Genomic DNA, 24,252 nt, shown 5'->3' with positions numbered 1-24,252 from the left:
GCGGCGGGGCCGAGGTCAGTAGTCGGGCTGCCAGTCGACCGTGATGCGCCGGCCCGCGAGGTCGACGCCGTCGACGAAGGCGGAGACGAAGGGCACCATGCGCTCGATGGCCTTGCCGTCCTGCTCGGCCGCGATCACCAGCGTGGTCTGCGGCCCGGAGGCGAGCAGCTCGCGCACCGTGCCGAGCACGATGCCCTCGCGGTTGACGACCTCGAGGCCGATCAGGTCGACCCAGTAGTACTCGTCGTCGCCGGTGCTCGGGAAGCTCGAGCGCGGCACGAACACCCGCGCGCCACGCAGCGCCTCGGCCGCATTGCGGTCGGGCACGTCACGCGACGAGGCGACGATGCAGTCGGAGTGTTCCTTGGCTTCGCTGATCGCGAGCCGGAAAGCGGCGGTCGCCGAAGCCCCGGGGGCCTGCAGGAACCAGCGCTTGGAAGAAAAAAGCGCCTCGGGCTGGGCGCTGTGGGGCAGGACCTTGAACCAGCCCTTGATGCCCCAGGCATCGGCGATGCGTCCTACTTCGATCGCATCCGCCGGCAATTCGGCGGCTTCGAGCGCGGGCAGCATCGCCGGTGGCCGCGCTGCTTAGGCAGCAGCCTTGGGAGCGGCAGCGGCGGCTTGACGGATCAGGCGCGCGACGGTGGGCGACGGCTGGGCGCCGACGCTCTTCCAGTAGGTCAGGCGGTCCTGAGCGATGCGGATGCTTTCTTCGTTTTCCTTGGCGGTCGGGTTGTAGAAACCCAGGCGCTCGATGAAGCGACCATCGCGGCGAACGCGCTTGTCCGACACGACGATGTTGAAGAACGGGCGGCCTTTGGCACCGCCACGGGAGAGTCGAATGACGACCATGATTTATCCTTGGGTGGGTCGCAGGCCTTCGTGTTTGAAGATGAAAACCTGCTCACGATGTTCTTCCAGCGTCGAGACACGCGACATGGCCACCCGGCCAGCGACACGCTGAAAAGCCTGCGATTATAGCCCGCGCCGCGTTCCGGCCGAGAATTCCTGCCTGCACTGGCCAGTTTCCGGCCCATTTACGGCCATTTCGCCCCCCCAATTTCCCCTCATGACAACGATCCGCCCCAGCCGCGAAGACGACATTCCGGCGATCGCCGCCATCTACGCGCACCACGTGCTGCACGGCACCGGCACCTTCGAGACCGAGCCGCCCTCGCCCACCGAGATGGCCACCCGGCGCGCCGACGTGCTGGGCAAGGGGCTGCCCTACCTGGTCGCCGAGCGCGACGGCGAGCTGCTCGGCTTCGCCTACTGCAACTGGTTCAAGCCGCGGCCGGCCTACCGCTACTCGGCCGAGGACTCGATCTACCTGGCCGAGGCCGCGCGCGGCCAGGGCCTGGGCGCTCGGCTGCTGGCCGCCCTCGCCGAGGCGGCCGAGGCCGCCGGCGTGCGCAAGCTGATCGCGGTGATCGGCGACTCGGCCAATGTCGGCTCGATCGGCGTGCATCGCGGCCAGGGCTTCACCCAGGTCGGCGTGCTCAAGGACTGCGGCTGGAAGTTCGGCCAGTGGCGCGACGTCGTGCTGATGGAAAAGACCATCGGCGAAGGCAGCAGCACCCGTCCCGAATGAACGAAGCAACGAAACAAGGATCGAGCACCGCATGAAAAGCAAGACGACCACGGCCTGGCTGGCCTTCCTCGGCGGCCCGCTGGGCCTGCACCGCTTCTACCTGCGCGGACTCGGCGACTGGCTCGGCTGGCTGCTGCCGATCCCGACCGCGCTCGGCCTCTACGGCGTCGAGCGCGTGCGCATGTACGGCGTGGACGACGGCTGGAGCTGGGTGCTGATCCCCTTCCTCGGCTTCACCATCGCCGGCTGCGCGCTCACGGCCATCGTCTACGGCCTGATGACGCCCGAGAAGTGGAACGCGCGCTACAACGCCGGTGCCGCCCTCGACGCCGAACCCGGCCGCACGAGCTGGGCCACCATCGGCGCGGTGGTGCTCGCGCTGTTCTTCGGCAGCACCATCCTCATGGCCAGCATCGTGTTCAGCTTCCAGCGCTATTTCGAGCACCAGGTCGAAGAAGGCCGGAAGATCTCGCAGTAGCCCGCGCGCCGCGGCCGGCCGATGCGCCCCGCGGAGAGCGGGCGCAACCACCGGTTTCCATGATTGACGGCTGCACCTTCCCGGTTATGGTGTGCCCATAAATCACGACGGGCCGAGGGAGCATTGCCATGCTGGAGGACCCCGTGCTGCGTCGCGCGCTCGACGCGGTACATCATCTGACCGACCCCGAGCCACCCTGGCTCGGCGTGCTCGAAGGCGCGTGCGGCCTGATCGGCGGCGAGAGCGCGACATTCATCATGGTCGATGCCGGCGGCCAGATGCTGGCGGCCCAGCAATGGAACGTCGACCCCGAGGCGGAGCGCGTCTACCGCGAGCACTACGTCCAGCAGGACATCATCACGCCGAAGGCCCTCGGCGCGGCGCCCGGCACCTGGCTCGACACGGCGGAGTTCTTCAGCGCGGGCGACCTGTCGGGCAATGCCTACTACGCCGACTACATGCTGCGCTACGGCATGCGCCAGATGCTCAGCTACCAGATCGAGGACGGCCCGCATCGTCGCGGCGGCCTGACCCTGCAGCGCAGCCGGCCGCTGCAGCGCACGCGCAGCCATCTCGATTCCGAGCGGGTGCGCCATTTCACCCACGCGCTGCAGTCGGCGCTCGCGCGTCGCCGCGAATACGCCGAAGGCTGGCTCGCCACCGCCGAAGCAGCCTTCGAAGCCTTCGGCGAGGCCATGCTGCTGGTCAATGCCACGGGCACGGTGCAGCACGTGTCGGCCCACGCGGCCGAGTTGCTGTCGCACCGCAGCGCGCTGCGCGTGCACCAGGGCCGGCTCTGGCATCCCGCCGCGCGGGCGCGCGATGCGCTGGCGGCGACCCTCGCGCGCGCCTCCGCGCCCGGCGGCGCGCCCACGCGGCTGCTGATGCCCGCCGACCGCGACAGCCTGGCCTGCGGCCTGCAGTTCACGAAGGCACAGGCGCATCTGCGCGTGGCGAACGAACCGTTGCTGCTCGTGCGCCTGCATCTGCCCGATCGGGTGCAGCCGCTCGATGCCGAGCTGCTGCGCGGCGCCTTCGGCCTCACGCCGGCCGAGGCGCGGGTGCTGGTCGCGCTGGTCGAGGGACAGACGCTCAAGCAGCATGCGGCGGCGCAGGCGGTCTCCATCAACACGGTGCGCACGCAGCTCGCGGCGCTGATGGACAAGATGGGTTGCCAGCGGCAGATCGACCTGGTGCGCATGGCACTGTCGGTGGCGTAGCGTCCGGCGGCGAACGCCCATGCGGCGGCGCGGCGCGAGGCCGTCCACTGCGAAGAAAAAAGGAAATCAGGCGGGAAGGACCCGGCGCCCCGAGGGCTCGCGCATCCGGTGGGCCTGCGCGGTCGGTCGTGCCGACACCGGGTACCAACCAAAAAAACCACCCGACCAGAGCCGGGTGGCAAACCTTGGAGACAAAAAAGACGCGGAAATCAGAAGCTGTGACGCAGACCGAAGTCGTAGCCCGTCGACGAGCGCGGTGCCCAGCCGGCGGTGGCCAGGTAGGCCGGGGCGCCACCGGTGGTCACGCGACCGAAGACGGTCGGGTTGTTCTGACCGTCCTTGATGCGCACGCGAGCGAGCGTGGCATACAGCGCGGTGCGCTTCGACAGGTTGTGCACGTAGCCGATCGCGAACTGGTTGGCCTTGGTCGACAGCTCGGGGTTGCCGAACAGCGCGAGGGCCGGGTTCACGACGGGGTTCTGGCCAGCCTTGTACTTCAGGTAGCCGTACGAAGCCTTGATCTGGCCCGGGCCCACCGGCACGCTGACGCCGAGCAGGAAACCGTCGTACTTGTCGGTCACGCTGTTGACGTAGTTCAGAGCACCCAGGGTGGTGACGTTGTCGAACTTGTTGCGGGCCGACGAGTATTCGCCGAACAGCTTCGCAGCGCCGAGGTCGTAGCTCGCACCGAGGTTGAAGGTGTTGATGCGGTTCTTGAACGCTTGCGAAGCCAGCGCCGGGGTCAGGACCGTGGTCGCGGTCAGCGGCGTGGAGTCCTTGTTGTCCTGGCCGTAGGAAACAGCCACGTCGAGCGGGCCGTTGGCATAGCCGACGCGACCGCCGAAGTACGAACCGCGCTTGGATGGCGACTCGATGACGTTCTCGTCGAACTTCACGTTCTCGTGCAGCGCGTACTGGAACTGGCCGTAGAAACCACCGAGGTTCGGCGGCAGGAAGTAGCCGATGCTGTTGCTGGCGCGCGCGTAGTTGTCGCTGGCCGAAGCGCCGTTGGGAGCGGTGCCGCCCTTGCGCGACAGCGAATCGCCGACGCGGCTGATCAGGCTCGTGCCCACGCCACGCAGACCGAAGGGATCGAACACGTTGTCGTTCCAGTAGGTGGGCGTGTAGTCGCGGCCAAGGCGGATTTCGCCGAAGCCACCCGACAGGCTCACGGTGGAGCGACGGTCGAACGCGGCCACGCCGGTCTTGCCGTCATCGTTGGTGATGCCCGATTCGAGCCAGAAGCTCGCTGCCAGGCCACCGCCCAGATCTTCCGTGCCGCGGAAGCCGAGGCGGCTGGAGCTGCTGCTGCCGTTCGCCAGGGCCGTTTGGCTCTGCTTGCGCGAAGCGCCGATCAGCAGCGGGTTCGTGCCACGGTACTCGCTCTTGGTCGAGTAGTTGCTCACGCTCGCATCGACCACGCCGAACAGCGTCACCGACGATTGAGCAGCCGCTCCGCCGGCCGCCAGCACGGCGGCCAATGCCACCAGGGATTTTTTCATTTCAGCTTCCTCTTTCTTAAGCACAACAAGCGTCCTGGGCGGTCCTTCGAGGAACCACCCCGGAACGGGGGGACACCGGGGATTCCGCGGCGGCTCGCCGCGGTTTCTCGTGCGCATCGGATCGCGTTTCTTTCGGCACCGGCGTGGGACCGGCTCCGAGCGACGCTGCACACGATGCATCAGCAATCGGGTGCAGTGATGGTCTCGTGTGCGAGTGAAGAGTCCGTGACAACCCTTAGAGCCCATCGATGGAATCGGGACTCTTTGGCGCGATAACAACAGGCTCAGAAAGTTGTGCTGAAACGCACTGCGCTGCGCGCATCGACGACGGGCTCGCGCTACAACGACGGCTTGTTCGTCCACTGTCGATCGCAGCATGTCGATCCAGGCCCCAAGGAGTTGCGCATGATCGAATGGCCCGAGAGAAACCGCCCCGGCTTCGTCGCGTTCCACCATGACTACCGCGAAGACGGGTGGGGCCTCGGGAAGCCGGAGGACGAGTCCTACTTCGACTTCGAGCAGATCAGGGAGTACATGCGCGGCGTACTCGTCCACCCCGGGAATTTCTTCGGCCTCATCGACCAGTTCGGCGAGACGCTTCAGTTCTACGTGAACGACGACCGCACGGTCCAGATCGATTTCATCGTCGAGGCACGGCGAGGCTCGATGATGAAGATGGCGCCCTTGAGCGAGTGCATCGCGCTGGTCGAGAGCGCAGGACCGTCGCTGGCGGCGCTTGTCGTTCCGGGCGCGGTGTTCCAGGCGTGGTAGCCGCGCTCAGAAGATCTGCCAGCTCACCCAGTAAGCAATCGCCGCCACGAACGCCGACGCGGGGATCGTGAAGATCCACGCCCACACGATGTTGCCCGCGACGCCCCAGCGCACCGCGCTCGCGCGCTGCGCCGAACCCACGCCGACGATGGCGCCGGTGATGGTGTGGGTGGTCGACACGGGAATGCCCAGCGCGGTGGCCAGGAACAGCGTGAGCGCGCCGCCGGTCTCGGCGCAGAAGCCGCCCACGGGCTTGAGCTTGGTGATCTTCTGGCCCATGGTCTTGACGATGCGCCAGCCGCCGAACATGGTGCCCAGCGCGATCGCGGCATAGCAGCTCACGATGACCCAGGTCGGCGGTTCGGCCTCACCGGCCGAGGCGTAGCCGGTGGCGATCAGCAGCATCCAGATGATGCCGATGGTCTTCTGCGCGTCGTTGCCGCCGTGGCCCAGGCTGTAGGCGCCGGCGGAGACCAGCTGCAGCCGCCGGAACCAGCGGTCGATGCGCGAAGGCGTGGCACGGCGGAAGGTCCAGGCCACGATCACCATCATCAGCGAGCCGAGCAGGAAGCCCAGCACCGGCGAGACGAAGATGAAGGCCACGGTCTTCCAGATGCCCGAGGCGACGAGGCCGCTGGTGCCGGTCTTGGCGATCACGGCGCCGACGATGCCGCCGATCAGCGCATGCGAGGAACTGCTGGGGATGCCGTAGTACCAGGTGACGAGGTTCCAGCTGATGGCGCCGATCAGCGCGCCGAACACCACGTGCACGTCGACCACGCCGGGCTGGGCGATGCCCTTGCCCACGGTGGCCGCCACGCTCAGGTGGAAGACGAAGATCGCGATCAGGTTGAAGAAGGCGGCGAACACCACGGCCTGGCCGGGCCGCAGCACGCCCGTGGACACCACGGTCGCGATCGAGTTGGCGGCATCGTGGAAGCCGTTCATGAAGTCGAACAGGATCGCGAGCGCGACCAGCACCATCACCACCCAGAGGGCGACCTGCACCGTTGCCATCGGTCGTGCCCGCTCAGGAGTTCTCGAGGACGATGCCCTCGATCACGTTGGCCACGTCCTCGCACTTGTCGGTGATCGTCTCGAGCAGCTCGTAGATCGCCTTGAGCTTGATGACCTCGCGCACGTCGGGCTCCTCGCGGAACAGCTTGCTCATGGCGCTGCGCATCACGCGGTCGGCGTCGGACTCGAGGCGGTCGATCTCCTCGCAGGTCTTCAGGGTGGCCTCGGCCACGGCCGGGTCGGCGATCTTGCCGAGGTACTTCACGGCGTCCTTGAGGCGGTCGCAGCACTTCACGCTCAGCGTGGTGAGGCGCACGATCTCGTCGGTCATGTGGCGCACGTCGTACAGCGCCATGGTCTCGGCCGAGTCCTGGATCAGGTCGGCCACGTCGTCCATGGTGTTGATGAGCTTGTGGATCTGCTCGCGGTCGATCGGCGTGATGAAGGTCTTGTGGATCAGCCGGTTGACGTCGTGCGTGACGCGGTCGGCCGCGCGCTCGGCGTTGTCGACGTCGCGGTTGTATTGCTCGCGCAGGTGCACGTCGTTGTAGTTGGTGACGAGTTGCTCGAAGGCCCGGGCCGCCTCGACGATGCGCTCGGCGTGCTGGTTGAACATCTCGAAGAAATTGCCCTCGCGGGGCAGCAGCTTGCCGAACATGGCGACTCCTGGAGGACGTCAATCACAACTTGATGACGCCTTGATGAAAAAACCCGCGAAGTTTAAACGGGCGGATCGTGCGATCCGGACCTTGGGGGGTTGATCTTTTCGTTGTATATGCGCGAGGCACGGCGGCCGCGGCCGCCTTCCGGCCCGAAAACGACTCAGGCCGCGAGCTTCAGCACGGGCAGCTGCCATCCGCCGTAGATGCCGCCGAGCCGCAGCGCCACGACCAGCGCGATGCCGGCATGGAAGGCCCAGCGCCGCGGCAGGCCCGCCGCCTGCAGCAGCAGGTAGGCGACGATGCCCGCGATGGCGGCCGAGCCGTAGAAGCCGCCGCTCAGCAGCAGCGGCACGTGGCCCGTGAGCACGTCGCGCAGCAGGCCGCCGGCGGCACCGGTCATGGTGCCGGTCAGCACCACGATCAGCGCGCCGCGGCGCTGCTCCTCGGCCACCTGCGCGCCCATGACGGCGAACAGCCCGAGGCCCAGCGCATCGGCCACCGCGAGCGCGTGCTGCGGCACCGGCAACGCGTGCAGCCAGGCGATGGCCAGCGCCGAGACGGCGAGGATCACCCAGGCATAGCGGGTGTCGCGGATCCAGAACACGGGATGGCGGTCGAGCAACAGGTCGCGCAGGGTGCCGCCGCCGACCGCGGTGACCGAGGCGATCACGACCACGCCGAGCCAGTCGAGCCCCGCATGGGCCGCGGCCAGCACGCCGCTGACGGCGAACACCGCGACGCCGGCGAGATCGAGGACGTACAGCAGCATGGCGCCCGCCCTCCCCTGAAACCTTCGCTCAGGCCTTGGCGTCGGTGTCGCGCAGCCGCTCGATGACCTGCTTCGACACGCGCGCCAGCGCGGCGCGCGGCACCTTGTCGGGCGCGATCTCGGCCAGCGGCTTGAGCACGAAGGCACGCTCGCGCATGCGCGGATGCGGCAGCGTGAGCGCGGGCGTGTCCTTGACCGTGTTGCCGTGCGTCAGCAGGTCGAGGTCGAGGGTGCGCGGCGCGTTCGGGAACGGCCGCTCGCGCCCGGCTTCGAGCTCGAGCAGCTGCAGGTCGGCCAGCAGCGCCTCGGCCGTGAGGCCGGTGCGCACCGCGACCACGGCGTTGATGAAATCGGGACCGGTGGCATCGACCGGCGCGCTGCGGTAGAGCGAGGAGCTCGCCGTCACGGTGGTGCGCTCGATCGCGCCGATGGCGAGGATCGCGGCGCGCACCGCCGCGGCGGCATCGCCGAGGTTGGCGCCGATCGCGATGAAGGCCTGGACGGTGGGGTACTCGTCGCGGGACCGGCTCGGGGGCCGGGCCGGACCGGAGCCGCCCGAGCGACCGGCCGGCTTGCGCGCCGGCGCCGCGCCCTTGCGGGCCGGACCGGCGGCGTTGGAACCACGGGCCGGACCGGCGGAACTGGCGCCGCGGCCGGGCGCGCGGCCCGGCTTCGCATCGCCATCGCGGGCATCGCGCGGTGCCTGGCGGCGGCCCTCGCCGCCCCCCGCGGGCTTGCGCCCCGGCGCAGCCTTGCCGCCCGGCGGGCGCTTGGCGGTACTCATTCGGATGCGGCTGGCGCGCCGCCCTCACCACCGGTGCGCGGCTTGCGGCGGCGGCGGCGCTTGCGCGGCGCGGCCGGCTCGCCATCGGGCGGCACGGCGCCGCCCTCGCCTTCGGTCGTCTCGTCGTCCTCGCGCTCGTCATTGCGCGCAGCGGCGCTCCTGGGCGCTGCGCCCCCGGGCGCGGCCGCCACAGGCGCGGTGTTGCGCACCCGCACGCGCTGGCGCGTCTTCTGTTCGTCGCGCACCTGGTCCAGCAGGTCCTGGCGCCGCGTGTCGTCCGAGGTGCTGAACTCCTGCCACCACTCGGCGATGGCCTCGCTGACCTCGCCGACGTCGGCGCGCAGGCGCATGAAGTCGAAGGCGGCACGGAAGCGCGCCTGCTCGACCAGGCTGTAGGGCGTGGAGCCGGTGCGCTTGTCGAAGCGCGGCTGCATCATCCAGATCTCGCGCATGTCGGCGGCCAGCTTGCCGCGGCCCGAGACATCGCCGATGCGCGCGTTGAACACGTCGTCGATCGCGTCCTGCAGCGCCGGGAACGGCGGCTGCGCGCGCTGGCCGTTGCGGCCTTCCTGGCGCTGGGCCCAGCCGTCGCGCACGTCGGCCCACAGCACGCAGGCCAGCAGGAAGCTCGGCGCCACCGGCTTGCCCTCGCCGACGCGGCGGTCGGTGTCCTGCAGCGCGGCCTTCACGAACGGCAGGTCGGCACGCTCCACCACCACGTCGAGCAGCGGGTAGATGCCCTTGGCCAGCCCCAGCTTGCGAAGCTGCTCGACGGTGGCGATCGCGTGGCCGGTCTGCAGCAGCTTGAGCATCTCGTCGAACAGGCGGCTCTGCGGCACGTCGGCCAGCAGCTTGCTCGACTCGACCAGCGGCGCGCCGGTCTTGGGCTCGAGCTTGAAGCCCAGGGCCGCGAGCTTGGCCGAGAAGCGGATGGCGCGGATGATGCGCACCGGGTCCTCGCGGTAGCGCACGGCCGGGTCGCCGATCATGCGCAGCACCAGCTTCTGGGCATCGCGGATGCCGTGGTGGTAGTCGATCACCACCTGCCGCGCCGGGTCGTAGTACATCGCGTTGACGGTGAAGTCGCGGCGCGCGGCGTCTTCCTCCTGCGGGCCCCAGACGTTGTCGCGCAGCACGCGGCCGCTGGCGTCCACGGCATGGGTCATGCCCGCGAGCTCGCCCTTGCTGGTGCGCTCGTTGCCGCTGACCTGGCCGGCGGCGGCCGCGTCCATGTAGGCACGGAAGGTCGAGACCTCGATCACCTCGTGCTCGCGGCCGCGCCCGTACACCACGTGCACGATGCGAAAGCGCCGCCCGATGATGAAGGCGCGGCGGAACAGCCCCTTGACCTGCTCGGGCGTGGCATTGGTCGCCACGTCGAAGTCCTTGGGCCGCAGGCCCAGCAGCAGATCGCGCACCGCGCCGCCCACCACGTAGGCCTCGAAGCCGGCCTGCTGCAGGGTGGTGACCACGTTCTTCGCGCGTTCGTCGACCAGGGCCGGATCGATCCGGTGAACCTCCGCCGGCACTTCCTCGCGCTTGCCGAAGCGGCTCTTTCCCTGTGCGCCGCCGGCGGATTTGCCGAGCAGCTTGTCGATGAATTTCTTGATCATTGGTTGAGAAGGGTTCTTCTTATTCGTTTTCGAGCATGGAGCGGATCAACGGAATGGTGATCGCGCGTTGCGTCTGCAGCGCATAGCCGTCGAGCTGCGTGAGCAGCTCCATCAGGCTGCCGAGGTCGCGGCTGAAGCGGTGCAGCATGTAGTCGAGGACATCGTCGGACAGCATCACGCCGCGCGCATCGGCGGCCTGGCGCAGCACGGCGCGTCGTTCGCTCTCGCCGAGCACCTGCAGATGGAACACGTGGCCCCAGCCGAGGCGGGTGCGCAGGTCCTCGCGCAGCGGCAGGTCGGCCGGCGGCAGCGCGCCCGCGGCCACCACGCCACGCTGCAGGCTCTGCGCGTTGACGAACCAGTTGAAGGCCGCGTGCTGCTGCACGGCGGTGTAGAGGTGCACGTCGTCGAGCAGCACGGCGACCCAGCGCTCGTCGAACTCGGGCGGCTCCAGCAGGCCGGCGTGCAGCCAGCCCACGCTGGCGCCCTGCTCGCGCAGCGCCACGCGCACCGATTCGAGCAGATGGGTCTTGCCGCTGCCGCTTTCGCCCCACAGGTAGGTGGGCACGGGCGAGTGGAGCGCCGGACTGCCGGCGCCGCCCACCCACAGTTGCAGGTGCCGCAGCGCCGCCTCGTTCGGGCCGGCAAAGAAGGCGTCGAAGCTGGGGCCCGTCGCGATGCCGATATCGAGCGCGAGCTGTTTCATCCCGGGAAGGTTCATGGAGGGGGCGGTCAACGCCCGTAAAATCGTCCGGAATTCTATCGGCCCGGCCGTTTCGCCCTTTGACCCTCCCCCCGGGGTGCCATCGCGGCCGGTGCGCTTTCCATTCCTCTCGCTCCCAACCAGCCATGACCTCCCCTCTGCCCACTCCGCTCAGCTACAAGGACGCCGGCGTCGACATCGATGCCGGCGACGCGCTGGTCGACCGCATCAAGCCGCTCGCGAAGAAAACCATGCGCGAAGGCGTGCTGGCCGGCATCGGCGGTTTCGGCGCGCTGTTCGAGGTGCCCAAGCGCTACAAGGAGCCGGTGCTGGTGAGCGGTACCGACGGCGTGGGCACCAAGCTCAAGCTGGCCTTCGAGTGGAACATGCACGACACGGTCGGCATCGACCTGGTGGCCATGAGCGTCAACGACGTGCTGGTGCAGGGCGCCGAGCCGCTGTTCTTCCTCGACTACTTCGCCTGCGGCAAGCTCGACGTCGACACCGCCGCGGCGGTGGTGGGCGGCATCGCGCGCGGCTGCGAGCTCTCGGGCTGCGCGCTGATCGGCGGCGAAACCGCCGAGATGCCCGGCATGTACCCGGCCGGCGAATACGACCTGGCGGGCTTCGCGGTCGGCGCGGTCGAGAAATCGAAGATCCTGACCGGCCAGGACGTCAAGCCCGGCGACGTGGTGCTGGGCCTGGCCTCGGCCGGCGTGCATTCCAACGGTTTCAGCCTGGTGCGCAAGGTGATCGAGCGCGCTCAACAAGACGGTGCCGACCTGCCCGCCACGCTCGACGGCAAGCCCTTCCGCGAGGCCGTGATGGAGCCCACCCATCTCTACGTGAAGCCGGTGCTCGAGGCGCTCGGCAAGCACCCGATCAAGGCGCTGGCCCACATCACCGGCGGCGGCCTGCTTGAGAACATCCCGCGCGTGCTGCCCGAAGGCACGGCCGCCCACCTGAAGAAGGGCAGCTGGCCGCAGACCGAGCTGTTCGCCTGGCTGCAGAAGGTGGCCGGCATCGACGACATCGAGATGAACCGCACCTTCAACAACGGCATCGGCATGGTGGTGGTGATCGACGCGGCCGAGGCCGCCGCCTGCGCCGCCACGCTGCGCGCCGCCGGCGAGACGGTGCACGAGATCGGCGTCATCGCCAAGCGCGGCGAGGGCGCGGCCGTGGTCGTCGCCTGAACGAACCGGGTTTCGACGCGCGAGCGCCCTCCCGGATGACCAAGCCCCTGCCCACCGCCCCCATCGCTCCCGTGCCGCCACGCAGCGGCAGCGCGCCGCGCAACGTGGTGATCGCCAGCTACCTGCTGATGCTCGCGGGCCTGATGCTCGTGATGTGGCAGCACCTGCTGCCGGGCCTGCTGTGCGCCTGCATCGGCTTCCTGGCCACGCGCTTCTTCGCGCGGCTGATCGGGCGCGGCCTGGCGCGCGTCGCGCCGCTGCGCGCGCGCGGCGACGGCATCGCGCGCGTGGTGGCGGTCACGCTGGTGCTGCTGGCACCGATCGCGCTGATCACGCTGGGGCTGTCGCAGGCGCGGGAATACATCATCGACGCGCCCGACCAGTACCGCGAGCTGCTCGACTACACGGCACGCACCGTGCTCGAGCTGCGGCTGAAGCTGCCGCCCGAGATCGCGGTCTACCTGCCCGAGGGCGCGGCCGAGATCCAGCGCATGGTGGCGAACTACATGCGCGCCCAGGCCGGCATGCTGGCGCTCACCGGCCGGGCCTGGCTCGGGGCGCTGCTGTTCGCCTACGTGGGGCTGATCATCGGCGGGCTGGCCGCGGTGGCGCATGCGCGCGGACCGCGCCGGCCGCTGTCGGAGGAACTGCACCAGCGCATCACGATGTTCGGCCAGGCCTTCGGCCAGATCGTCGCGGCGCAGTTCTGGATCGCCGCCTTCAACACGCTGCTGACCGCCATCTTCCTGCTGGTGCTGATGCCGCTGTGGGGCCCGCACCTGCCCTACACGCCCGCGCTGATCACCCTGACATTCGTGGCCGGGCTGGTGCCGATCGTGGGCAACCTGGTGTGCAACGCGGTGATCACGCTGGTGGCGCTGTCGGTGTCGCCGGTGACCGCGGCGGCCTGCCTGGCCTTCCTGATCCTGATCCACAAGGCCGAGTACGTGATCAACGCCAAGGTGGTGGGCAGTCGCACGCAGATGAGCGTGTGGGAGCTGCTGGCCGTGATGTTCGTGGCCGAGGCGGTGTTCGGCCCGGCCGGGCTGGTGGCGGCGCCGCTGTTCTACGCCTACCTCAAGAAAGAGCTGCAGGCCGGCGGCCTGGTCTGAGGCGGCGGCGCCCTGCGCGCCGGGCGATGTCCTGATCTGATCGATTCTGGTCCGCTCCCGAGCGGCCCGCGGGCGTGAAACCGCCAAGAATTGGGCGCATCATCCACTTCGCCTTCGGAAAATCCGCCATGAAGACCTGTCTGATTGTGATCGACGCCCAGGAATCGTTCCGCCAGCGCCCGTACTGGAACGAACGCCTCGCGGCGCCCTACTTCGCGGCGCAGAACGCGCTGATCGCCGGCGCGGCCGAAGCCGGCCTGCCGATCGTGCGCATCTACCACGTCGACGGACCGAGCACCGCCGCCAACCCCTTCGCGGTCGAATCGGGCTTCGTGCGCCCGATCGAGGGCGTGGCCGGCTTCGAGGCCGCCGCCACCTTCACCAAGCACCGCCACAGCGCGCTGGTCAACAGCGGGCTCGACATCTGGCTCACCCAGCAGGGCATCGGCCGGCTGATCGTGAGCGGCATCCGCACCGAGCAGTGCTGCGAGACCACCACCCGCCACGCCTCCGACCTGGGCTGGGAGGTCGACTACGTGACCGACGCCACGCTGACCTTCGACATGACGCAGCCCGACGGCACGCCGCTCTCGGCCGTCGACATCAAGGCCCGCACCGCGACCGTGCTCGCGGGACGCTTCGCGACCATCTGCGGCGTGGCGCAGGCGCTGGAACGCGCGGCATGAGTTCTTCACCGGGCGCCGCGCTGCGCGTGCTGATCCTGGCCTTCGACGGCATCGAGGCCCTGGACTTCGCGGGCCCGTTCGAGGTGTTCACCACCGCGAGCCGCGTGCACCGGCGGCTGCGGCCGGACGAACCGGCGCCCTTCGAGGTCGCGGCCGTGGCCGAGGGCGCGCCCGCGCGGCCGGTGCAGGCGCGCGCCGGGCTGCAGCTGCTGGCCGCGCACGACCTGGCCGACGCGCCGCAGGCCGACCTGCTGCTCGTGCCCGGCGGCGTGGTCGACGCGCCGCTCGCGAGCGCCGCCACGCTGCAGTGGATCGCGCGGCAGGCCGCGGGTGCGCGGCTGGTGGCCTCGGTCTGCACCGGCGTCTTCCTGCTCGCGGCCAGCGGCGTGGTCACCGACCAGGCCGTCACCACGCACTGGGAGGACCTGGCCGATCTGCGCGAACGCTTCCCCGCGCTCGAGGTGCGCGAAGGCGTGCGCTGGGTCGACGGCGGCCGGATCCTGAGCTCGGCCGGCATCAGTGCCGGCATCGACATGAGCCTGCATCTGGTCGAGCGCCTGGCCGGCCGCGAACTGGCCGAGCGCACCGCGCGCCAGATGGACTACGCATGGACGCACAACCCACCCTGATCCGCGTCGTCTTCGTGCTGCTGCCCGGCAGCCTGGTGCTCGACTGGGCCGGGCCGGCCGAGGCGCTGCGCATCGCCAACCAGCGGCTGCGCGCCGCCGGGGCGCCGCCGCGCTTCGCGATCGAGTTCGCGAGCCCGCGGCCCGACACGGTCGGCTCGGTCGGCATCGCGCTGACCGGGCTGGCGCCGCTGCCGGACCTGCCCGCCGCCAATGGTGCCGACAGCGCCGCCTGGGTGGTGCTGGTCGGCATGCCGGGCGACACGATCCCGATCGACACGCCCGAGACCCAGGACCTGCTGCACTGGCTGCGCGGCCTGCGGCTGGAGGCGGGACGGCTCGAGCTGCTGACCATCTGCGCCGGCAGCCTGCTGGCCGCCCACGCGGGCGCGCTGGCCGGACGGCGCGCCACCACGCACCACCATCACCTCGACGAGCTGCGCGCCGTGGAGCCGCGCTGCGAGGTGGTGGGCAATCGGGTGTTCGTGCTCGATCCACCGGTCTACAGCAGCGCCGGCGTCACCACCGGCATCGACCTGCTGCTGCACCGCATCGCCGACACCTGCGGCGAGGCGCTGGCGGCGCAGGTCGCGCAGACCATGGTGGTGGCGCTGCGGCGCGGCCCGCACGACCCCGAGCTGTCGCCCTTCCTGGCCTACCGCAACCACCTGCATGCCGCGCTGCACCGCGTGCAGGACGCGGTCAGCGAACGACCGCAGGCCGACTGGAACGTGCCGCGCATGGCCGAGGTGGCCCACACCTCGGCGCGCCACCTCACGCGGCTGTTCGTCGAGCATGCCGGCGTGGCGCCGCTGGCCTACCTGCGCCGGCTGCGGCTGGCGGCCGCGCAACTGGCGCTGGCCTCGGGCGCCAGCGTGACGCGAGCGGCCGAGCTGTCGGGCTTTGGTTCCGACACGCAGTTGCGCCGTGCCTGGCACCAGTTCGGGCTGCCGGGTTCGCCGTCGGACGCGGGCGGGCTGGCGCGCGGCTGAGTCAGCCCAGGCAGGCGCGTGCGCGCGCGGCCAGCAGCGCCTTCTCGCGGCCATTGCGCGTCAGGCCGGCCGCGCGCTCGAACTCGCGCCGCGCCTCGTCGAGCCGGCCCAGCTTGAACAGCAGGTCGCCGCGCACCGTCGGCAGCAGGTGGTAGCCCTGCAGCGCGGGCTCGGCCAGCAGCGCATCGGCCACCTCGAGCCCCGCGGCCGGACCGAAGGCCATCGACAGCGCGACCGCGCGGTTGAGCTCGACGATCGGCGACGGCGCGAGCTGGGCCAGCGCGTCGTAGAGCGCGGCGATGCGGCCCCAGTCGGTCTGCTCGGCCGTCCGCGCGCGGGCGTGGCAGGCGGCGATGGCGGCCTGCAGCGCATAGGGGCCGAGCGCGCCGCCGAGCGCCTCGGCACGCGCCAGCGCGGCCAGGCCGCGGCCGATCAGCACGTGGTCCCAGCGCGCGCGGTTCTGCTCGAGCAGCAGCACCGGCTCGCCCGAAGGCCCGACGCGCGCGGCGGTGCGCGAGGCCTGGATCTCCATCAGCGCGACCAGCCCGTGCACCTCCGACGCCGCGGGCATCAGCTCGGCCACGATGCGGCCCAGGCGCAGCGCCTCCTCGCACAGCGCGGGACGCATCCAGTCGTCGCCCGCGGTGGCGGCATAGCCCTCGTTGAAGATCAGGTAGAGCACCTCGAGCACCGAGGCCAGCCGCGATTCGAACTCGGCGCGGCGCGGCACCTCGAAGGGCACGCGCGCCTCGGCCAGGGTGCGCTTGGCGCGCACGATGCGCTGCGCGACGGTGGGCTCGGTGACCAGGAAGGCGCGCGCGATCTCGTCGGTGGCGAGGCCGCCGAGCAGGCGCAGCGTGAGCGCCACGCGCGCCTCGGTCGACAGCACCGGGTGGCAGGCGGTGAAGACCAGCCGCAGCAGGTCGTCGCCGATGTCGTCGTCGAGCGCGGTGTCGACCGCCTCGGCGAAATCGGCCTGCGCGATCTCGTGCCGCGCATCGAGCTCGCGGCCGATCTCGCCGGCCTTGTGCTCGGCCAGCTGCAGGTGGCGCAGACGGTCGAGCGCGCGGCGCTTGGCCACGGCGGTGAGCCAGGCCGCGGGGTTGTCGGGCACGCCCGATTCGCTCCACTGCTCGAGCGCCGAGACCAGCGCGTCCTGGGCCAGCTCCTCGGCCAGGCCCACGTCGCGCACCATGCGCGCGACGGTGGCGATGATCTTGGCCGACTCCATGCGCCACACCGCCTCGACGGTGCGGTGGATCGCGGCGGTGCCCGGGTTCTGGCTCACCGGCTCAGTTGGCAGGCTTCTTGAGGGTCTGCATCGAGGGGAAGGCCTCGGCGGTCAGCGCCTGCACTTCGGCCGGATAGTCCTCGACCTCCTGGATCTGGCGCACCTCGATGACCTCGTTCTCGCCGCCGGGGCAGCGCGTGGCCCATTCGATGGCGGCGGCGCGCGAGGGCACGTCGATGATCCAGAAGCCGCCGAGCACTTCCTTGGCCTCGGCGAAGGGGCCGTCGACCACCGTGGGCTTGCGGCCCGGGAAGCTCACGCGCGCGCCCATCGAGGGCGGGTGCAGGCCGTCGCAACTGATCAGGATGCCGGCCTCCTGCATCGATGCGTTGTAGGCCATCATGGCCGACACCGCGTCGACGTCGTCGGGGATGGTGCCGGGCGCGGCGTTCTCGTAGCCGTGGGGGATCATCAGCAGCATGAATCGCATGGCGGTTCTCCTGGCGGTTTGCGCGCGGCGCTCAGCGGCCGCCCTGGGTGCGGGCCTCGGTCTCGGCGCGCAGGCGATCTTCCTGCGCGAGCAGCTCGGGCGTCATCGAATCGCCGAAGTCGGCAGCCTCGAAGACCTGGCGGATCTCGATCTCGCCCTCCTGGAACGGGCTGCGCTTGATCCACTCGATGGCCTCTTCCTTCGACTTCACCTGGAACAGCCAGAAGCCGGCCAGCAGCTCCTTGGTTTCGGCGAAGGGACCGTCGATGACGGTGCGCTTGGTCGGGCCCTCGCAGCGCACGCGCACGCCCTTCGAGCTGGGATGCAGGCCCTCGCCGGCCAGCAGCACGCCGGCCTTCACCAGTTCCTCGTTGTACTTGCCCATCGCGGTGAGGATCTCGGTGCTGGGCATCACGCCGGCTTCGGAATCCGCATTGGCCTTGACCAGAATCATGAATCGCATGTCGTTGCTCCTAGAGGGGGTTGGAAGTGGAAATCGGGAACGGCGTCGAAGTCTCGAATCTGCCTGCTCCTGTTGACACGTCGAGCGACGGCCGGCCGGATCGACAGGAATCGGCCGGCCCAGTTGTAAAAAATCGTTTCAATTCCGGCGAGCCGGCCGCTACGGGCGGCCGCAGAAGCGCAGCACATGCCCGTCGGGCTCGCGGATCGCGAACTCGCGCGTGCCCCAGGGCTGCGACACCGGCGCCTCGATGACCGTGACGCCGCGCTTCAGGTAGGCCGCATGCAGGCCGTCGATGTCGTGGCCGACCTGGATCACGAACTCGCCACGCCAGGGACGCGGCTCTCGCGCGCCGGTCTGCCACAGGCGCAGGTAGATCGGCTGGCCGGCGCCGGCCGGCAACTGCCTGACGCGGCCGTAGCTCGGCGGCTCGCCCGCGATGAAGTCGAGCTCGAAGCCCAGCACCTCGCAGAACCAGCGCGCGGCGCGGCCGACGTCGGCCACCGGCAGCACCGGCTCCATGCCGTGGAAGCCGTGCACGGCGCCGAGAGCGGGCGCGCCGGTGGGGCCCGCCCGGGTGGCCATCAGCTGGCCGCGCGCCGCAGCGCGGCCACGCGCTCCGCGATGGCGTCGATGTCGAGCGCGTCCTCGGCGTGGGCCAGGTAGGCCTCGAGGTCGCGCACCGCGGCGGCCGTGCTGCCCTGCTCGGCATGGGCGATGCCGCGGTCGCGGTACTCGCCCCAGGCCTCGGGCAGCAGCGCGATGATGCGGTCGAGCACGGCGATGAGCCGCTGCCAGTCCTCCTGCGCGCGGTGCACTTCCTTCAGGTTGCGCAGCATGCGGCCGATGATCTCGCGCGAGCTCGCGGGCTGCAGGTACAGGCCCAGCGGCACGTCGAATTCGCCGACCAGGCCGTTGCCGCGCTTGTAGGGCTCGAGCCGCTCGCTGAGCTCCTCGCGCGAGAGCGACTTGCCGGTGAAGGGATCGATCACCACCTGCCCCTTGGGCAGCGTCACCTTGAGCATGAAGTGCCCCGGGAAACCGATGCCGCGCGCCTGCAGCCCCAGGCCCTGCGCCAGCTCCATCCACAGCACCGCGAGCGAGATCGGGATGCCGCGGCGCGTGCGCAGCACCGCGTTGAGGTAGCTGTTGTCGGGGTCGTAGTAGTCGTTGACGTTGCCGCCGAAGTTCAGGTCGTTGAAGAAGAACTGGTTGAGCGCGCGCAGCCGCGCGAGCGGCGCGGCGTCGGACGGCAGGCGGCGCTTGAGGCGGGCCAGCAGCTGGTCGACGTCGCCGAGCACCTGCTGGACGTCGAGGTCGGGGTACTCGTCCTGCGCGATGCTGGCGGCGGCTTCGAGCAGCGGGAACTGGTCGTCGCTCTGCACGAGCGACTCGAAATACTCGAGTGCGGTGGGGACCTGGAAGCTGAACGTCGTCATGTGGCTTTGTAGAGGAGCGGGGCCGGCAGCGTCAAGGCGGGGGACATGCGGATTGCCAAGGGCTTCGGCACTGCCGATCGTCGGGGGCTCAGCGCCGCATGAAGCTGCGCAGCCGCACGCCGGCGGCGGCCAGCACCGCGAAATAGAGCAGCGCGGCGCCGGTCACCAGCATCGCGAGCAGGCCGATGCGCCAGAAGCGCTGCTCGCGTAGGCCGATCCAGTCGAAATGCCCCGAGGCCCAGGCCAGCAGCGCGGCCAGCACCAGCGAGCCCGCGAGCACCTGCAGCGCGAAGCGGCCCCAGCCGGGCTCGGGCTTGTAGCTGCCGCGGCGGATCAGGCCCGCCAGCAGCCAGCTCGCATTGACCAGCGCGCCGATGCCGATGGTCAGGGTCAGCGCCGCGTGCTGCAGCACCGGCACCAGGAACAGGTTGAGCACCTGGGTCAGGATCAGCACGCCGACCGCGATCAGCATCGGCGTGCGCGTGTCGTGCTTGGCGTAGTAGCCCGGCGCAAGCACCTTGATGGCCACGATGCCGACCAGGCCGACGCCGTAGCCCATCAGCGCGACGGTGGTGCGGCGCACGTCCTCGCCGCCATAGGCGCCGTTGTGGAACAGCACCGCCACCAGCGGCTGCGAGAACAGCAGCAGCGCCACCGCGCACGGCGCCGCGAGCAGCAGCACCAGGCGCAAGCCCCAGTCGAGCAGCGACGAATAGCGCGCGTCGTCCTTGGCCGCGCGCGCGCCGGCCAGCTGCGGCATCAGCACCACGCCCAGTGCCACGCCAAGCATGGCGGTCGGGAACTCCATCAGCCGGTCGGCGTTGGTGACCCAGGTCACGCTGCCGGTGGCCAGGTGCGAGGCGATCTGCGTGTTGATCAGCAGCGAGATCTGCGCCACGCTCACGCCGAGCAGCGCGGGCAGCATGAGGCGCGCGATCTTGCGCGTGTCGGGGTCGGCCCAGGCGGTGCGCAGCGCCTTGAAGCTCGCGCCGATGCGCGGCAGCAGCCCGAGCTTGCGCAGCGCGGGCAGTTGCAGCGCCAGTTGCAGCACCCCGCCCACCATCACGCCCACGCACTGGGCATAGATCGGCTCGATGCCCCAGCGGCGGAACAGCGGCGCGCCGAACAGGATCGACAGGATCAGCGCGATGTTGAGCAGCACCGGCGAGGCCGCCGGCACCGCGAACTTGCGCCAGGTATTGAGGATGCCGCCCGCCAGCGCCACCAGCGACATGAAGCCGATGTAGGGGAACATCCAGCGCGTCATGACCACCGCGGCATCGAAGCCCGCGAGGCCGCTGGCCATGGCCCAGACCAGCCACGGCGCGCCGACCACGCCGGCCACGCACACCAGCACCAGCATCCAGGTCAGCAGCGTGGCGACATGGTCGACCAGTTCCTTGGCGCCGGCATCGCCGCGCTCGGTGCGCGTGGCCGCCAGCACCGGCACGAAGGCCTGGCTGAACGCGCCCTCGCCGAAAACCCGGCGGAACAGGTTCGGAATCCGGAAGGCGACGTTGAAGGCGTCGGTCAGCGCGCTGACGCCGAACACCGAGGCGAACAGCACGTCGCGCACGAGGCCGGTGATGCGCGAGGCGAGGGTCAGCAGGGAGACGGTGGAGGCGGATTTGAGCAGCGACACGGGGGGAGTGTAGGCCCCGCAAAGCGCATGAAATGGCGGTTCTGGCCAGATTTCGCCGTCCGGCCTATAATGGAGGGCTTTGCTGCATCATCCTCAGACACTGAGAGAACACTACCATGGCATCTACCAAGCCCAAGAAGAAGAACCCGCGCCTGGCGTCGGGCCGCAAGCGCGTCCGCCAGGACACCAAGCTGAACGCAGCGAACACCTCGCTGCGCTCGAAGTACCGCACCGCCGTCAAGAACGTCGAAAAGGCCGTCCTGGCCGGCGACAAGACCAAGGCGACCGAGCTGTTCGCCAAGGCCCAGAGCATCGTCGACACGGTCGCCGACAAGGGCATCTTCCACAAGAACAAGGCTGCTCGCGACAAGAGCCGCCTGTCGGCCAAGGTCAAGGCCCTGGCCCTCGCGCCTGAAAAGGCCGCCGCCTGACACCTGTCAGGCAAGCCCGGACCGGTTCGTGCCGGTCCGCCGTTTGATCGGGGTGCGCTGCAGCAAAGTGAAAAACCGCCTTCGGGCGGTTTTTTCATGGGCGAACGGTTTGTCGAAAAAGGAAAAGCGGTCGACCGCTCAGGGCTTCTTGACCGGCGTCGGCGGGGTCCGCTGGAGCCCGGCCTTGTGCTGGTGATCCGGATCGGGCACCAGGCAGGCCTCGGCCACCTGCAGGTCGTTGTCGCGCGCGAAGTTCACGCAGAAGTCCCAGGCCATGGGTTCGGCCTCGCGCAGCGCGCTGTTCACCACCACGCACTTCACGCCGTTGATGGTGGTCGGCACGCACCACGGCGAATAGCTCAGGTGGCTGCCCGGATAGGCCCCGCCGGGCCGGAAGGAGCACATCACGCCGGCCAGCCGCTCGGCCCAGTCGCTCGGGCGAAAGGTGCGGCCGTCGTGCGTGATGCCTTGGATGAAGATCTCGGTGGCGGTGGGGGAAATCATCGTTTGGGAAGAGGCGACCGCAAGCCGTAGCGAGCTGTTGCGGTGCAGCAAGGATTCTATCCGCGCCCTCCTGCCTTCCACCCGCCGCAGGGCATTGCTGTGATGCGGAATCCTCAACGCCAGCGTCAAACTCGCCGCCTAGAATCCGCCTTCCCTTACTGGAGAACCGAATGAGCGCTACCGTCGAGCCCACCTCGCCCCACGTCATGAACACCTACGGCCGCCTTCCGATCGCGCTGTCGCACGGTCAGGGTTGCCGAGTCTGGGACACGAACGGCCGCGCCTACCTCGACGGCCTCGGCGGCATCGCCGTCAACACGCTGGGCCACAACCATCCCGAGCTGGTGCCCGCGCTGCAGGACCAGGTCAGCAAGCTGATCCACAGCTCCAACTACTACCACGTGACCGGCCAGGAAAAGCTCGCCGCCAAGCTGACCGAGCTCTCGGGCCTGACCAATGCCTTCTTCTGCTGCACCGGCCTCGAAGCCAACGAAGCCGCCCTGAAGCTGGCGCGCAAGTTCGGCCACGACAAGGGCATCGAGCGCCCCGAGATCGTGGTCTATGAAGCCGCCTTCCACGGCCGCAGCATCGCCACCCTGTCGGCCACCGGCAATCCCAAGGTGCAGAAGGGCTTCGGCCCGCTGGTCGAGGGCTTCATCCGCGTGCCGCTCAACGACATCGAGGCCCTGAAGAAGGCCACCGAGGGCAATCCCAACGTGGTCGCCGTGTTCTTCGAGACCATCCAGGGCGAAGGCGGCATCCACCCGATGCGCATCGAGTACCTGAAGCAGGTGCGCGCGCTGTGCGACGAGCGCGACTGGCTCATGATGATCGACGAGGTGCAGTGCGGCATGGGCCGCACCGGCAAGTGGTTCGCCCACCAGTGGGCTGGCATCAAGCCCGACGTCATGCCGCTGGCCAAGGGCCTGGGCTCGGGCGTGCCGATCGGCGCCGTGGTGGCCGGCCCCAAGGCCGCCAACATCTTCGGCCCCGGCAACCACGGCACCACCTTCGGCGGCAACCCGCTCGCCATGCGCGCCGGCATCGAGACCATCCGCATCATGGAAGAGCAGAAGCTGCTCGAGAACGCCGCCAACGTCGGCGCCCACCTGAAGGCCGCGCTCGAGCGCGAACTCGGCGGCCTGCCCGGCGTGAAGGAAGTGCGCGGCCAGGGCCTGATGCTGGGCATCGAGCTCGACCGCCCCTGCGGCGCGATCCTCAACCGCGCCTGCGATGCCGGCCTGCTGCTGAGCGTGACCGCCGACAGCGTGATCCGCCTGGTGCCGCCGCTGATCCTGAGCATCGCCGAGGCCGACGAGATCGTCGCCATCCTCGCGCCGATCGTGAAGACCTTCCTCTCGGAGCCCGCCCCCAAATGACGAGTGCCAGCGCGACGCCAGCCATCCGCCACTACCTGCAGTTCTCGGACTTCTCGGCCGACGAGTACGCCTACCTGTTCGACCGCATGGCGGTCATCAAGAAGAAGTTCAAGACCTACGAGAAGCACCAGCCGCTGACCGACCGCACGCTGGCCATGATCTTCGAGAAGGCCAGCACGCGCACCCGCGTGAGCTTCGAGGCCGGCATGTACCAGCTCGGCGGCAGCGTGGTGCACCTGACCACGGGCGACAGCCAGCTCGGCCGCGCCGAGCCGATCGAGGACAGCGCCAAGGTCATCAGCCGCATGGTCGACCTGGTGATGATCCGCACCTACGAGCAGACCAAGATCGACGCCTTCGCCGCGCATTCGCGCGTGCCGGTCATCAACGGCCTGACCAACGAGTTCCACCCCTGCCAGATCCTCGCGGACATCTTCACCTACATCGAGCACCGCGGCTCGATCCAGGGCAAGACGGTGGCCTGGGTGGGCGACGGCAACAACATGGCCAACACCTGGCTGCAGGCGGCCGAGATCCTCGGCTTCACCGTGCACGTGAGCACGCCCAGCGGCTACGAGGTCGACCAGTCGATCGCCGGCATCCGCTCGGGCGACAGCTACAAGGTCTACAAGGACCCGATGGAAGCCTGCCGCGGCGCCGACCTGGTGACCACCGACGTCTGGACCAGCATGGGCTACGAGGCCGAGAACGAGGCGCGCCGCAAGGCCTTCGCCGACTGGTGCGTGGACGAGGAGATGATGCGCGTGGCCCAGCCCGACGCGCTGTTCATGCACTGCCTGCCCGCGCACCGCGGCGAGGAAGTGCAGGCCGAGGTCATCGACGGCCCGCAGTCGGTGGTCTGGGACGAGGCCGAGAACCGCCTGCATGCGCAGAAGGCGCTGATGGAGTTCCTGCTGCTCGGCAGGCTCTGAGCGCCCCTTCCCTCGCCTC

Annotated in this window: 28 protein-coding genes; 12 read left to right on the top strand and 16 right to left on the bottom strand. The window is 69.6% G+C overall.

Annotation, left to right across the window (positions count from 1 at the left end; all coding sequences use genetic code 11):
* Positions 1-15: 15 nt before the first annotated feature.
* On the bottom strand, positions 16-570 hold the full coding sequence (gene rimM / locus BM109_RS25475) for a ribosome maturation factor RimM (protein ID WP_093348898.1): 555 nt from the start codon (positions 568-570) through the stop codon (positions 16-18).
* 18 nt (positions 571-588) lie between these two features.
* Positions 589-852, bottom strand: a complete 264-nt coding sequence (gene rpsP / locus BM109_RS25470; RefSeq protein ID WP_057590647.1) for a 30S ribosomal protein S16 — start codon at positions 850-852, stop codon at positions 589-591.
* A 217-nt stretch (positions 853-1,069) separates the two neighbouring features.
* Between rpsP and BM109_RS25465 the strand changes: the two genes are divergently transcribed.
* The 3 genes from BM109_RS25465 (at position 1,070) to BM109_RS25455 (ending at position 3,289) form a co-directional block, all read left to right on the top strand.
* A complete protein-coding gene (locus tag BM109_RS25465; RefSeq protein WP_093348896.1) occupies positions 1,070-1,591 on the top strand; it encodes a GNAT family N-acetyltransferase in 522 nt (173 codons plus the stop codon).
* Between the two features lie 31 nt (positions 1,592-1,622).
* On the top strand, positions 1,623-2,069 hold the full coding sequence (locus BM109_RS25460; RefSeq protein WP_093348893.1) for a TM2 domain-containing protein: 447 nt from the start codon (positions 1,623-1,625) through the stop codon (positions 2,067-2,069).
* Positions 2,070-2,197: 128 nt separating this feature from the next.
* Entirely contained in the window at positions 2,198-3,289 is a 1,092-nt protein-coding gene (locus tag BM109_RS25455; RefSeq protein WP_256222768.1) for a helix-turn-helix transcriptional regulator, read from the top strand.
* A gap of 209 nt (positions 3,290-3,498) precedes the next feature.
* On the opposite strand, the gene BM109_RS25450 is transcribed toward BM109_RS25455, so the two are convergent.
* Positions 3,499-4,791, bottom strand: coding sequence for a porin (locus BM109_RS25450; protein WP_093348891.1), 1,293 nt, complete (start codon positions 4,789-4,791; stop codon positions 3,499-3,501).
* A gap of 294 nt (positions 4,792-5,085) precedes the next feature.
* Here BM109_RS25450 and BM109_RS25445 point away from each other — a divergent pair, with 294 nt between their 5' ends.
* Entirely contained in the window at positions 5,086-5,562 is a 477-nt protein-coding gene (locus BM109_RS25445) for a hypothetical protein (RefSeq protein ID WP_143129256.1), read from the top strand.
* A 6-nt stretch (positions 5,563-5,568) separates the two neighbouring features.
* Here BM109_RS25445 and BM109_RS25440 read toward each other — a convergent pair whose 3' ends face one another.
* The 6 genes from BM109_RS25440 to hda form a co-directional block, all read right to left on the bottom strand.
* Positions 5,569-6,579, bottom strand: coding sequence for an inorganic phosphate transporter (locus BM109_RS25440; protein ID WP_057590651.1), 1,011 nt, complete (start codon positions 6,577-6,579; stop codon positions 5,569-5,571).
* Between the two features lie 13 nt (positions 6,580-6,592).
* Positions 6,593-7,237: a DUF47 domain-containing protein gene (locus BM109_RS25435; protein ID WP_057590652.1), complete on the bottom strand. Its 645-nt coding sequence runs from the start codon at positions 7,235-7,237 to the stop codon at positions 6,593-6,595.
* Between the two features lie 164 nt (positions 7,238-7,401).
* Complete coding sequence (locus BM109_RS25430) at positions 7,402-8,010, bottom strand: trimeric intracellular cation channel family protein (RefSeq protein ID WP_093348886.1); 609 nt, start codon at positions 8,008-8,010, stop codon at positions 7,402-7,404.
* A 28-nt stretch (positions 8,011-8,038) separates the two neighbouring features.
* Entirely contained in the window at positions 8,039-8,794 is a 756-nt protein-coding gene (gene folK / locus BM109_RS41825; RefSeq protein ID WP_371268837.1) for a 2-amino-4-hydroxy-6-hydroxymethyldihydropteridine diphosphokinase, read from the bottom strand.
* On the bottom strand, positions 8,791-10,407 hold the full coding sequence (gene pcnB / locus BM109_RS25420) for a polynucleotide adenylyltransferase PcnB (protein WP_093348884.1): 1,617 nt from the start codon (positions 10,405-10,407) through the stop codon (positions 8,791-8,793). Before pcnB ends, folK begins: the two co-directional genes overlap by 4 nt.
* A gap of 19 nt (positions 10,408-10,426) precedes the next feature.
* Entirely contained in the window at positions 10,427-11,113 is a 687-nt protein-coding gene (gene hda / locus BM109_RS25415; RefSeq protein ID WP_281077707.1) for a DnaA regulatory inactivator Hda, read from the bottom strand.
* A gap of 143 nt (positions 11,114-11,256) precedes the next feature.
* On the opposite strand from hda, the gene purM reads away from it, so the two are divergent.
* The 5 genes from purM to BM109_RS25390 all read left to right on the top strand — a co-directional run bounded on the left by purM (position 11,257) and on the right by BM109_RS25390 (position 15,722).
* A complete protein-coding gene (gene purM, locus BM109_RS25410) occupies positions 11,257-12,306 on the top strand; it encodes a phosphoribosylformylglycinamidine cyclo-ligase (protein WP_093348878.1) in 1,050 nt (349 codons plus the stop codon).
* Between the two features lie 35 nt (positions 12,307-12,341).
* Complete coding sequence (locus BM109_RS25405; protein ID WP_093348876.1) at positions 12,342-13,418, top strand: AI-2E family transporter; 1,077 nt, start codon at positions 12,342-12,344, stop codon at positions 13,416-13,418.
* Between the two features lie 128 nt (positions 13,419-13,546).
* The gene (locus tag BM109_RS25400) at positions 13,547-14,104 is read left to right on the top strand and encodes an isochorismatase family protein (RefSeq protein WP_093348873.1); all 558 of its coding nucleotides are present in this window, start codon (positions 13,547-13,549) and stop codon (positions 14,102-14,104) included.
* Positions 14,101-14,733, top strand: coding sequence for a DJ-1/PfpI family protein (locus BM109_RS25395; RefSeq protein WP_093348871.1), 633 nt, complete (start codon positions 14,101-14,103; stop codon positions 14,731-14,733). The genes BM109_RS25400 and BM109_RS25395 overlap by 4 nt, the downstream gene beginning before the upstream one ends.
* On the top strand, positions 14,712-15,722 hold the full coding sequence (locus tag BM109_RS25390) for a GlxA family transcriptional regulator (RefSeq protein WP_093348867.1): 1,011 nt from the start codon (positions 14,712-14,714) through the stop codon (positions 15,720-15,722). Before BM109_RS25395 ends, BM109_RS25390 begins: the two co-directional genes overlap by 22 nt.
* A gap of 1 nt (position 15,723) precedes the next feature.
* On the opposite strand, the gene BM109_RS25385 is transcribed toward BM109_RS25390, so the two are convergent.
* From BM109_RS25385 to murJ, 6 genes are all read right to left on the bottom strand, one after another.
* Complete coding sequence (locus BM109_RS25385) at positions 15,724-16,953, bottom strand: RNA polymerase sigma factor (RefSeq protein WP_256222781.1); 1,230 nt, start codon at positions 16,951-16,953, stop codon at positions 15,724-15,726.
* 61 nt (positions 16,954-17,014) lie between these two features.
* Positions 17,015-17,443, bottom strand: a complete 429-nt coding sequence (locus BM109_RS25380) for a YciI family protein (RefSeq protein WP_057590661.1) — start codon at positions 17,441-17,443, stop codon at positions 17,015-17,017.
* A gap of 31 nt (positions 17,444-17,474) precedes the next feature.
* Positions 17,475-17,906 (bottom strand): YciI family protein, encoded by a 432-nt coding sequence (locus tag BM109_RS25375; protein ID WP_093348860.1) that lies wholly within the window; start codon positions 17,904-17,906, stop codon positions 17,475-17,477.
* A gap of 159 nt (positions 17,907-18,065) precedes the next feature.
* Complete coding sequence (locus tag BM109_RS25370; protein WP_057590663.1) at positions 18,066-18,491, bottom strand: bleomycin resistance protein; 426 nt, start codon at positions 18,489-18,491, stop codon at positions 18,066-18,068.
* Positions 18,491-19,345, bottom strand: a complete 855-nt coding sequence (locus BM109_RS25365; RefSeq protein ID WP_057590664.1) for a SirB1 family protein — start codon at positions 19,343-19,345, stop codon at positions 18,491-18,493. Before BM109_RS25365 ends, BM109_RS25370 begins: the two co-directional genes overlap by 1 nt.
* Positions 19,346-19,433: 88 nt before the next feature.
* Positions 19,434-20,987, bottom strand: coding sequence for a murein biosynthesis integral membrane protein MurJ (murJ, locus tag BM109_RS25360; RefSeq protein WP_093348857.1), 1,554 nt, complete (start codon positions 20,985-20,987; stop codon positions 19,434-19,436).
* A 116-nt stretch (positions 20,988-21,103) separates the two neighbouring features.
* On the opposite strand from murJ, the gene rpsT reads away from it, so the two are divergent.
* Positions 21,104-21,418: a 30S ribosomal protein S20 gene (rpsT, locus tag BM109_RS25355; protein ID WP_057590666.1), complete on the top strand. Its 315-nt coding sequence runs from the start codon at positions 21,104-21,106 to the stop codon at positions 21,416-21,418.
* A gap of 138 nt (positions 21,419-21,556) precedes the next feature.
* On the opposite strand, the gene BM109_RS25350 is transcribed toward rpsT, so the two are convergent.
* Positions 21,557-21,922, bottom strand: a complete 366-nt coding sequence (locus BM109_RS25350) for a DUF3579 domain-containing protein (protein WP_093348855.1) — start codon at positions 21,920-21,922, stop codon at positions 21,557-21,559.
* A 170-nt stretch (positions 21,923-22,092) separates the two neighbouring features.
* Between BM109_RS25350 and BM109_RS25345 the strand changes: the two genes are divergently transcribed.
* Positions 22,093-23,301, top strand: coding sequence for an aspartate aminotransferase family protein (locus BM109_RS25345; protein ID WP_093348853.1), 1,209 nt, complete (start codon positions 22,093-22,095; stop codon positions 23,299-23,301).
* The gene (argF, locus tag BM109_RS25340) at positions 23,298-24,233 is read left to right on the top strand and encodes an ornithine carbamoyltransferase (protein ID WP_093348850.1); all 936 of its coding nucleotides are present in this window, start codon (positions 23,298-23,300) and stop codon (positions 24,231-24,233) included. Before BM109_RS25345 ends, argF begins: the two co-directional genes overlap by 4 nt.
* The last annotated feature ends 19 nt before the right edge of the window (positions 24,234-24,252 follow it).

Origin of the sequence: Variovorax sp. PDC80 (assembly GCF_900115375.1) — a bacterium.
GTDB lineage: Bacteria > Pseudomonadota > Gammaproteobacteria > Burkholderiales > Burkholderiaceae_C > Variovorax.
The sequence above is the reverse complement of the archived record's forward strand: the minus strand, read 5'-3'. Positions and strand labels throughout refer to the sequence as shown.

Coding starts and splice junctions, on each gene's coding strand:
- rimM (WP_093348898.1), bottom strand. CDS start 570: ATGCTGCCCGCGCTCGAAGCCGCCGAATTGCCGGCGGATGCGATCGAA.
- rpsP (WP_057590647.1), bottom strand. CDS start 852: ATGGTCGTCATTCGACTCTCCCGTGGCGGTGCCAAAGGCCGCCCGTTC.
- BM109_RS25465 (WP_093348896.1), top strand. CDS start 1,070: ATGACAACGATCCGCCCCAGCCGCGAAGACGACATTCCGGCGATCGCC.
- BM109_RS25460 (WP_093348893.1), top strand. CDS start 1,623: ATGAAAAGCAAGACGACCACGGCCTGGCTGGCCTTCCTCGGCGGCCCG.
- BM109_RS25455 (WP_256222768.1), top strand. CDS start 2,198: ATGCTGGAGGACCCCGTGCTGCGTCGCGCGCTCGACGCGGTACATCAT.
- BM109_RS25450 (WP_093348891.1), bottom strand. CDS start 4,791: ATGAAAAAATCCCTGGTGGCATTGGCCGCCGTGCTGGCGGCCGGCGGA.
- BM109_RS25440 (WP_057590651.1), bottom strand. CDS start 6,579: ATGGCAACGGTGCAGGTCGCCCTCTGGGTGGTGATGGTGCTGGTCGCG.
- BM109_RS25435 (WP_057590652.1), bottom strand. CDS start 7,237: ATGTTCGGCAAGCTGCTGCCCCGCGAGGGCAATTTCTTCGAGATGTTC.
- BM109_RS25430 (WP_093348886.1), bottom strand. CDS start 8,010: ATGCTGCTGTACGTCCTCGATCTCGCCGGCGTCGCGGTGTTCGCCGTC.
- folK (WP_371268837.1), bottom strand. CDS start 8,794: ATGAGTACCGCCAAGCGCCCGCCGGGCGGCAAGGCTGCGCCGGGGCGC.
- pcnB (WP_093348884.1), bottom strand. CDS start 10,407: ATGATCAAGAAATTCATCGACAAGCTGCTCGGCAAATCCGCCGGCGGC.
- hda (WP_281077707.1), bottom strand. CDS start 11,113: ATGAAACAGCTCGCGCTCGATATCGGCATCGCGACGGGCCCCAGCTTC.
- purM (WP_093348878.1), top strand. CDS start 11,257: ATGACCTCCCCTCTGCCCACTCCGCTCAGCTACAAGGACGCCGGCGTC.
- BM109_RS25405 (WP_093348876.1), top strand. CDS start 12,342: ATGACCAAGCCCCTGCCCACCGCCCCCATCGCTCCCGTGCCGCCACGC.
- BM109_RS25400 (WP_093348873.1), top strand. CDS start 13,547: ATGAAGACCTGTCTGATTGTGATCGACGCCCAGGAATCGTTCCGCCAG.
- BM109_RS25395 (WP_093348871.1), top strand. CDS start 14,101: ATGAGTTCTTCACCGGGCGCCGCGCTGCGCGTGCTGATCCTGGCCTTC.
- BM109_RS25390 (WP_093348867.1), top strand. CDS start 14,712: ATGGACGCACAACCCACCCTGATCCGCGTCGTCTTCGTGCTGCTGCCC.
- BM109_RS25385 (WP_256222781.1), bottom strand. CDS start 16,953: ATGGAGTCGGCCAAGATCATCGCCACCGTCGCGCGCATGGTGCGCGAC.
- BM109_RS25380 (WP_057590661.1), bottom strand. CDS start 17,443: ATGCGATTCATGCTGCTGATGATCCCCCACGGCTACGAGAACGCCGCG.
- BM109_RS25375 (WP_093348860.1), bottom strand. CDS start 17,906: ATGCGATTCATGATTCTGGTCAAGGCCAATGCGGATTCCGAAGCCGGC.
- BM109_RS25370 (WP_057590663.1), bottom strand. CDS start 18,491: ATGGCCACCCGGGCGGGCCCCACCGGCGCGCCCGCTCTCGGCGCCGTG.
- BM109_RS25365 (WP_057590664.1), bottom strand. CDS start 19,345: ATGACGACGTTCAGCTTCCAGGTCCCCACCGCACTCGAGTATTTCGAG.
- rpsT (WP_057590666.1), top strand. CDS start 21,104: ATGGCATCTACCAAGCCCAAGAAGAAGAACCCGCGCCTGGCGTCGGGC.
- BM109_RS25350 (WP_093348855.1), bottom strand. CDS start 21,922: ATGATTTCCCCCACCGCCACCGAGATCTTCATCCAAGGCATCACGCAC.
- BM109_RS25345 (WP_093348853.1), top strand. CDS start 22,093: ATGAGCGCTACCGTCGAGCCCACCTCGCCCCACGTCATGAACACCTAC.
- argF (WP_093348850.1), top strand. CDS start 23,298: ATGACGAGTGCCAGCGCGACGCCAGCCATCCGCCACTACCTGCAGTTC.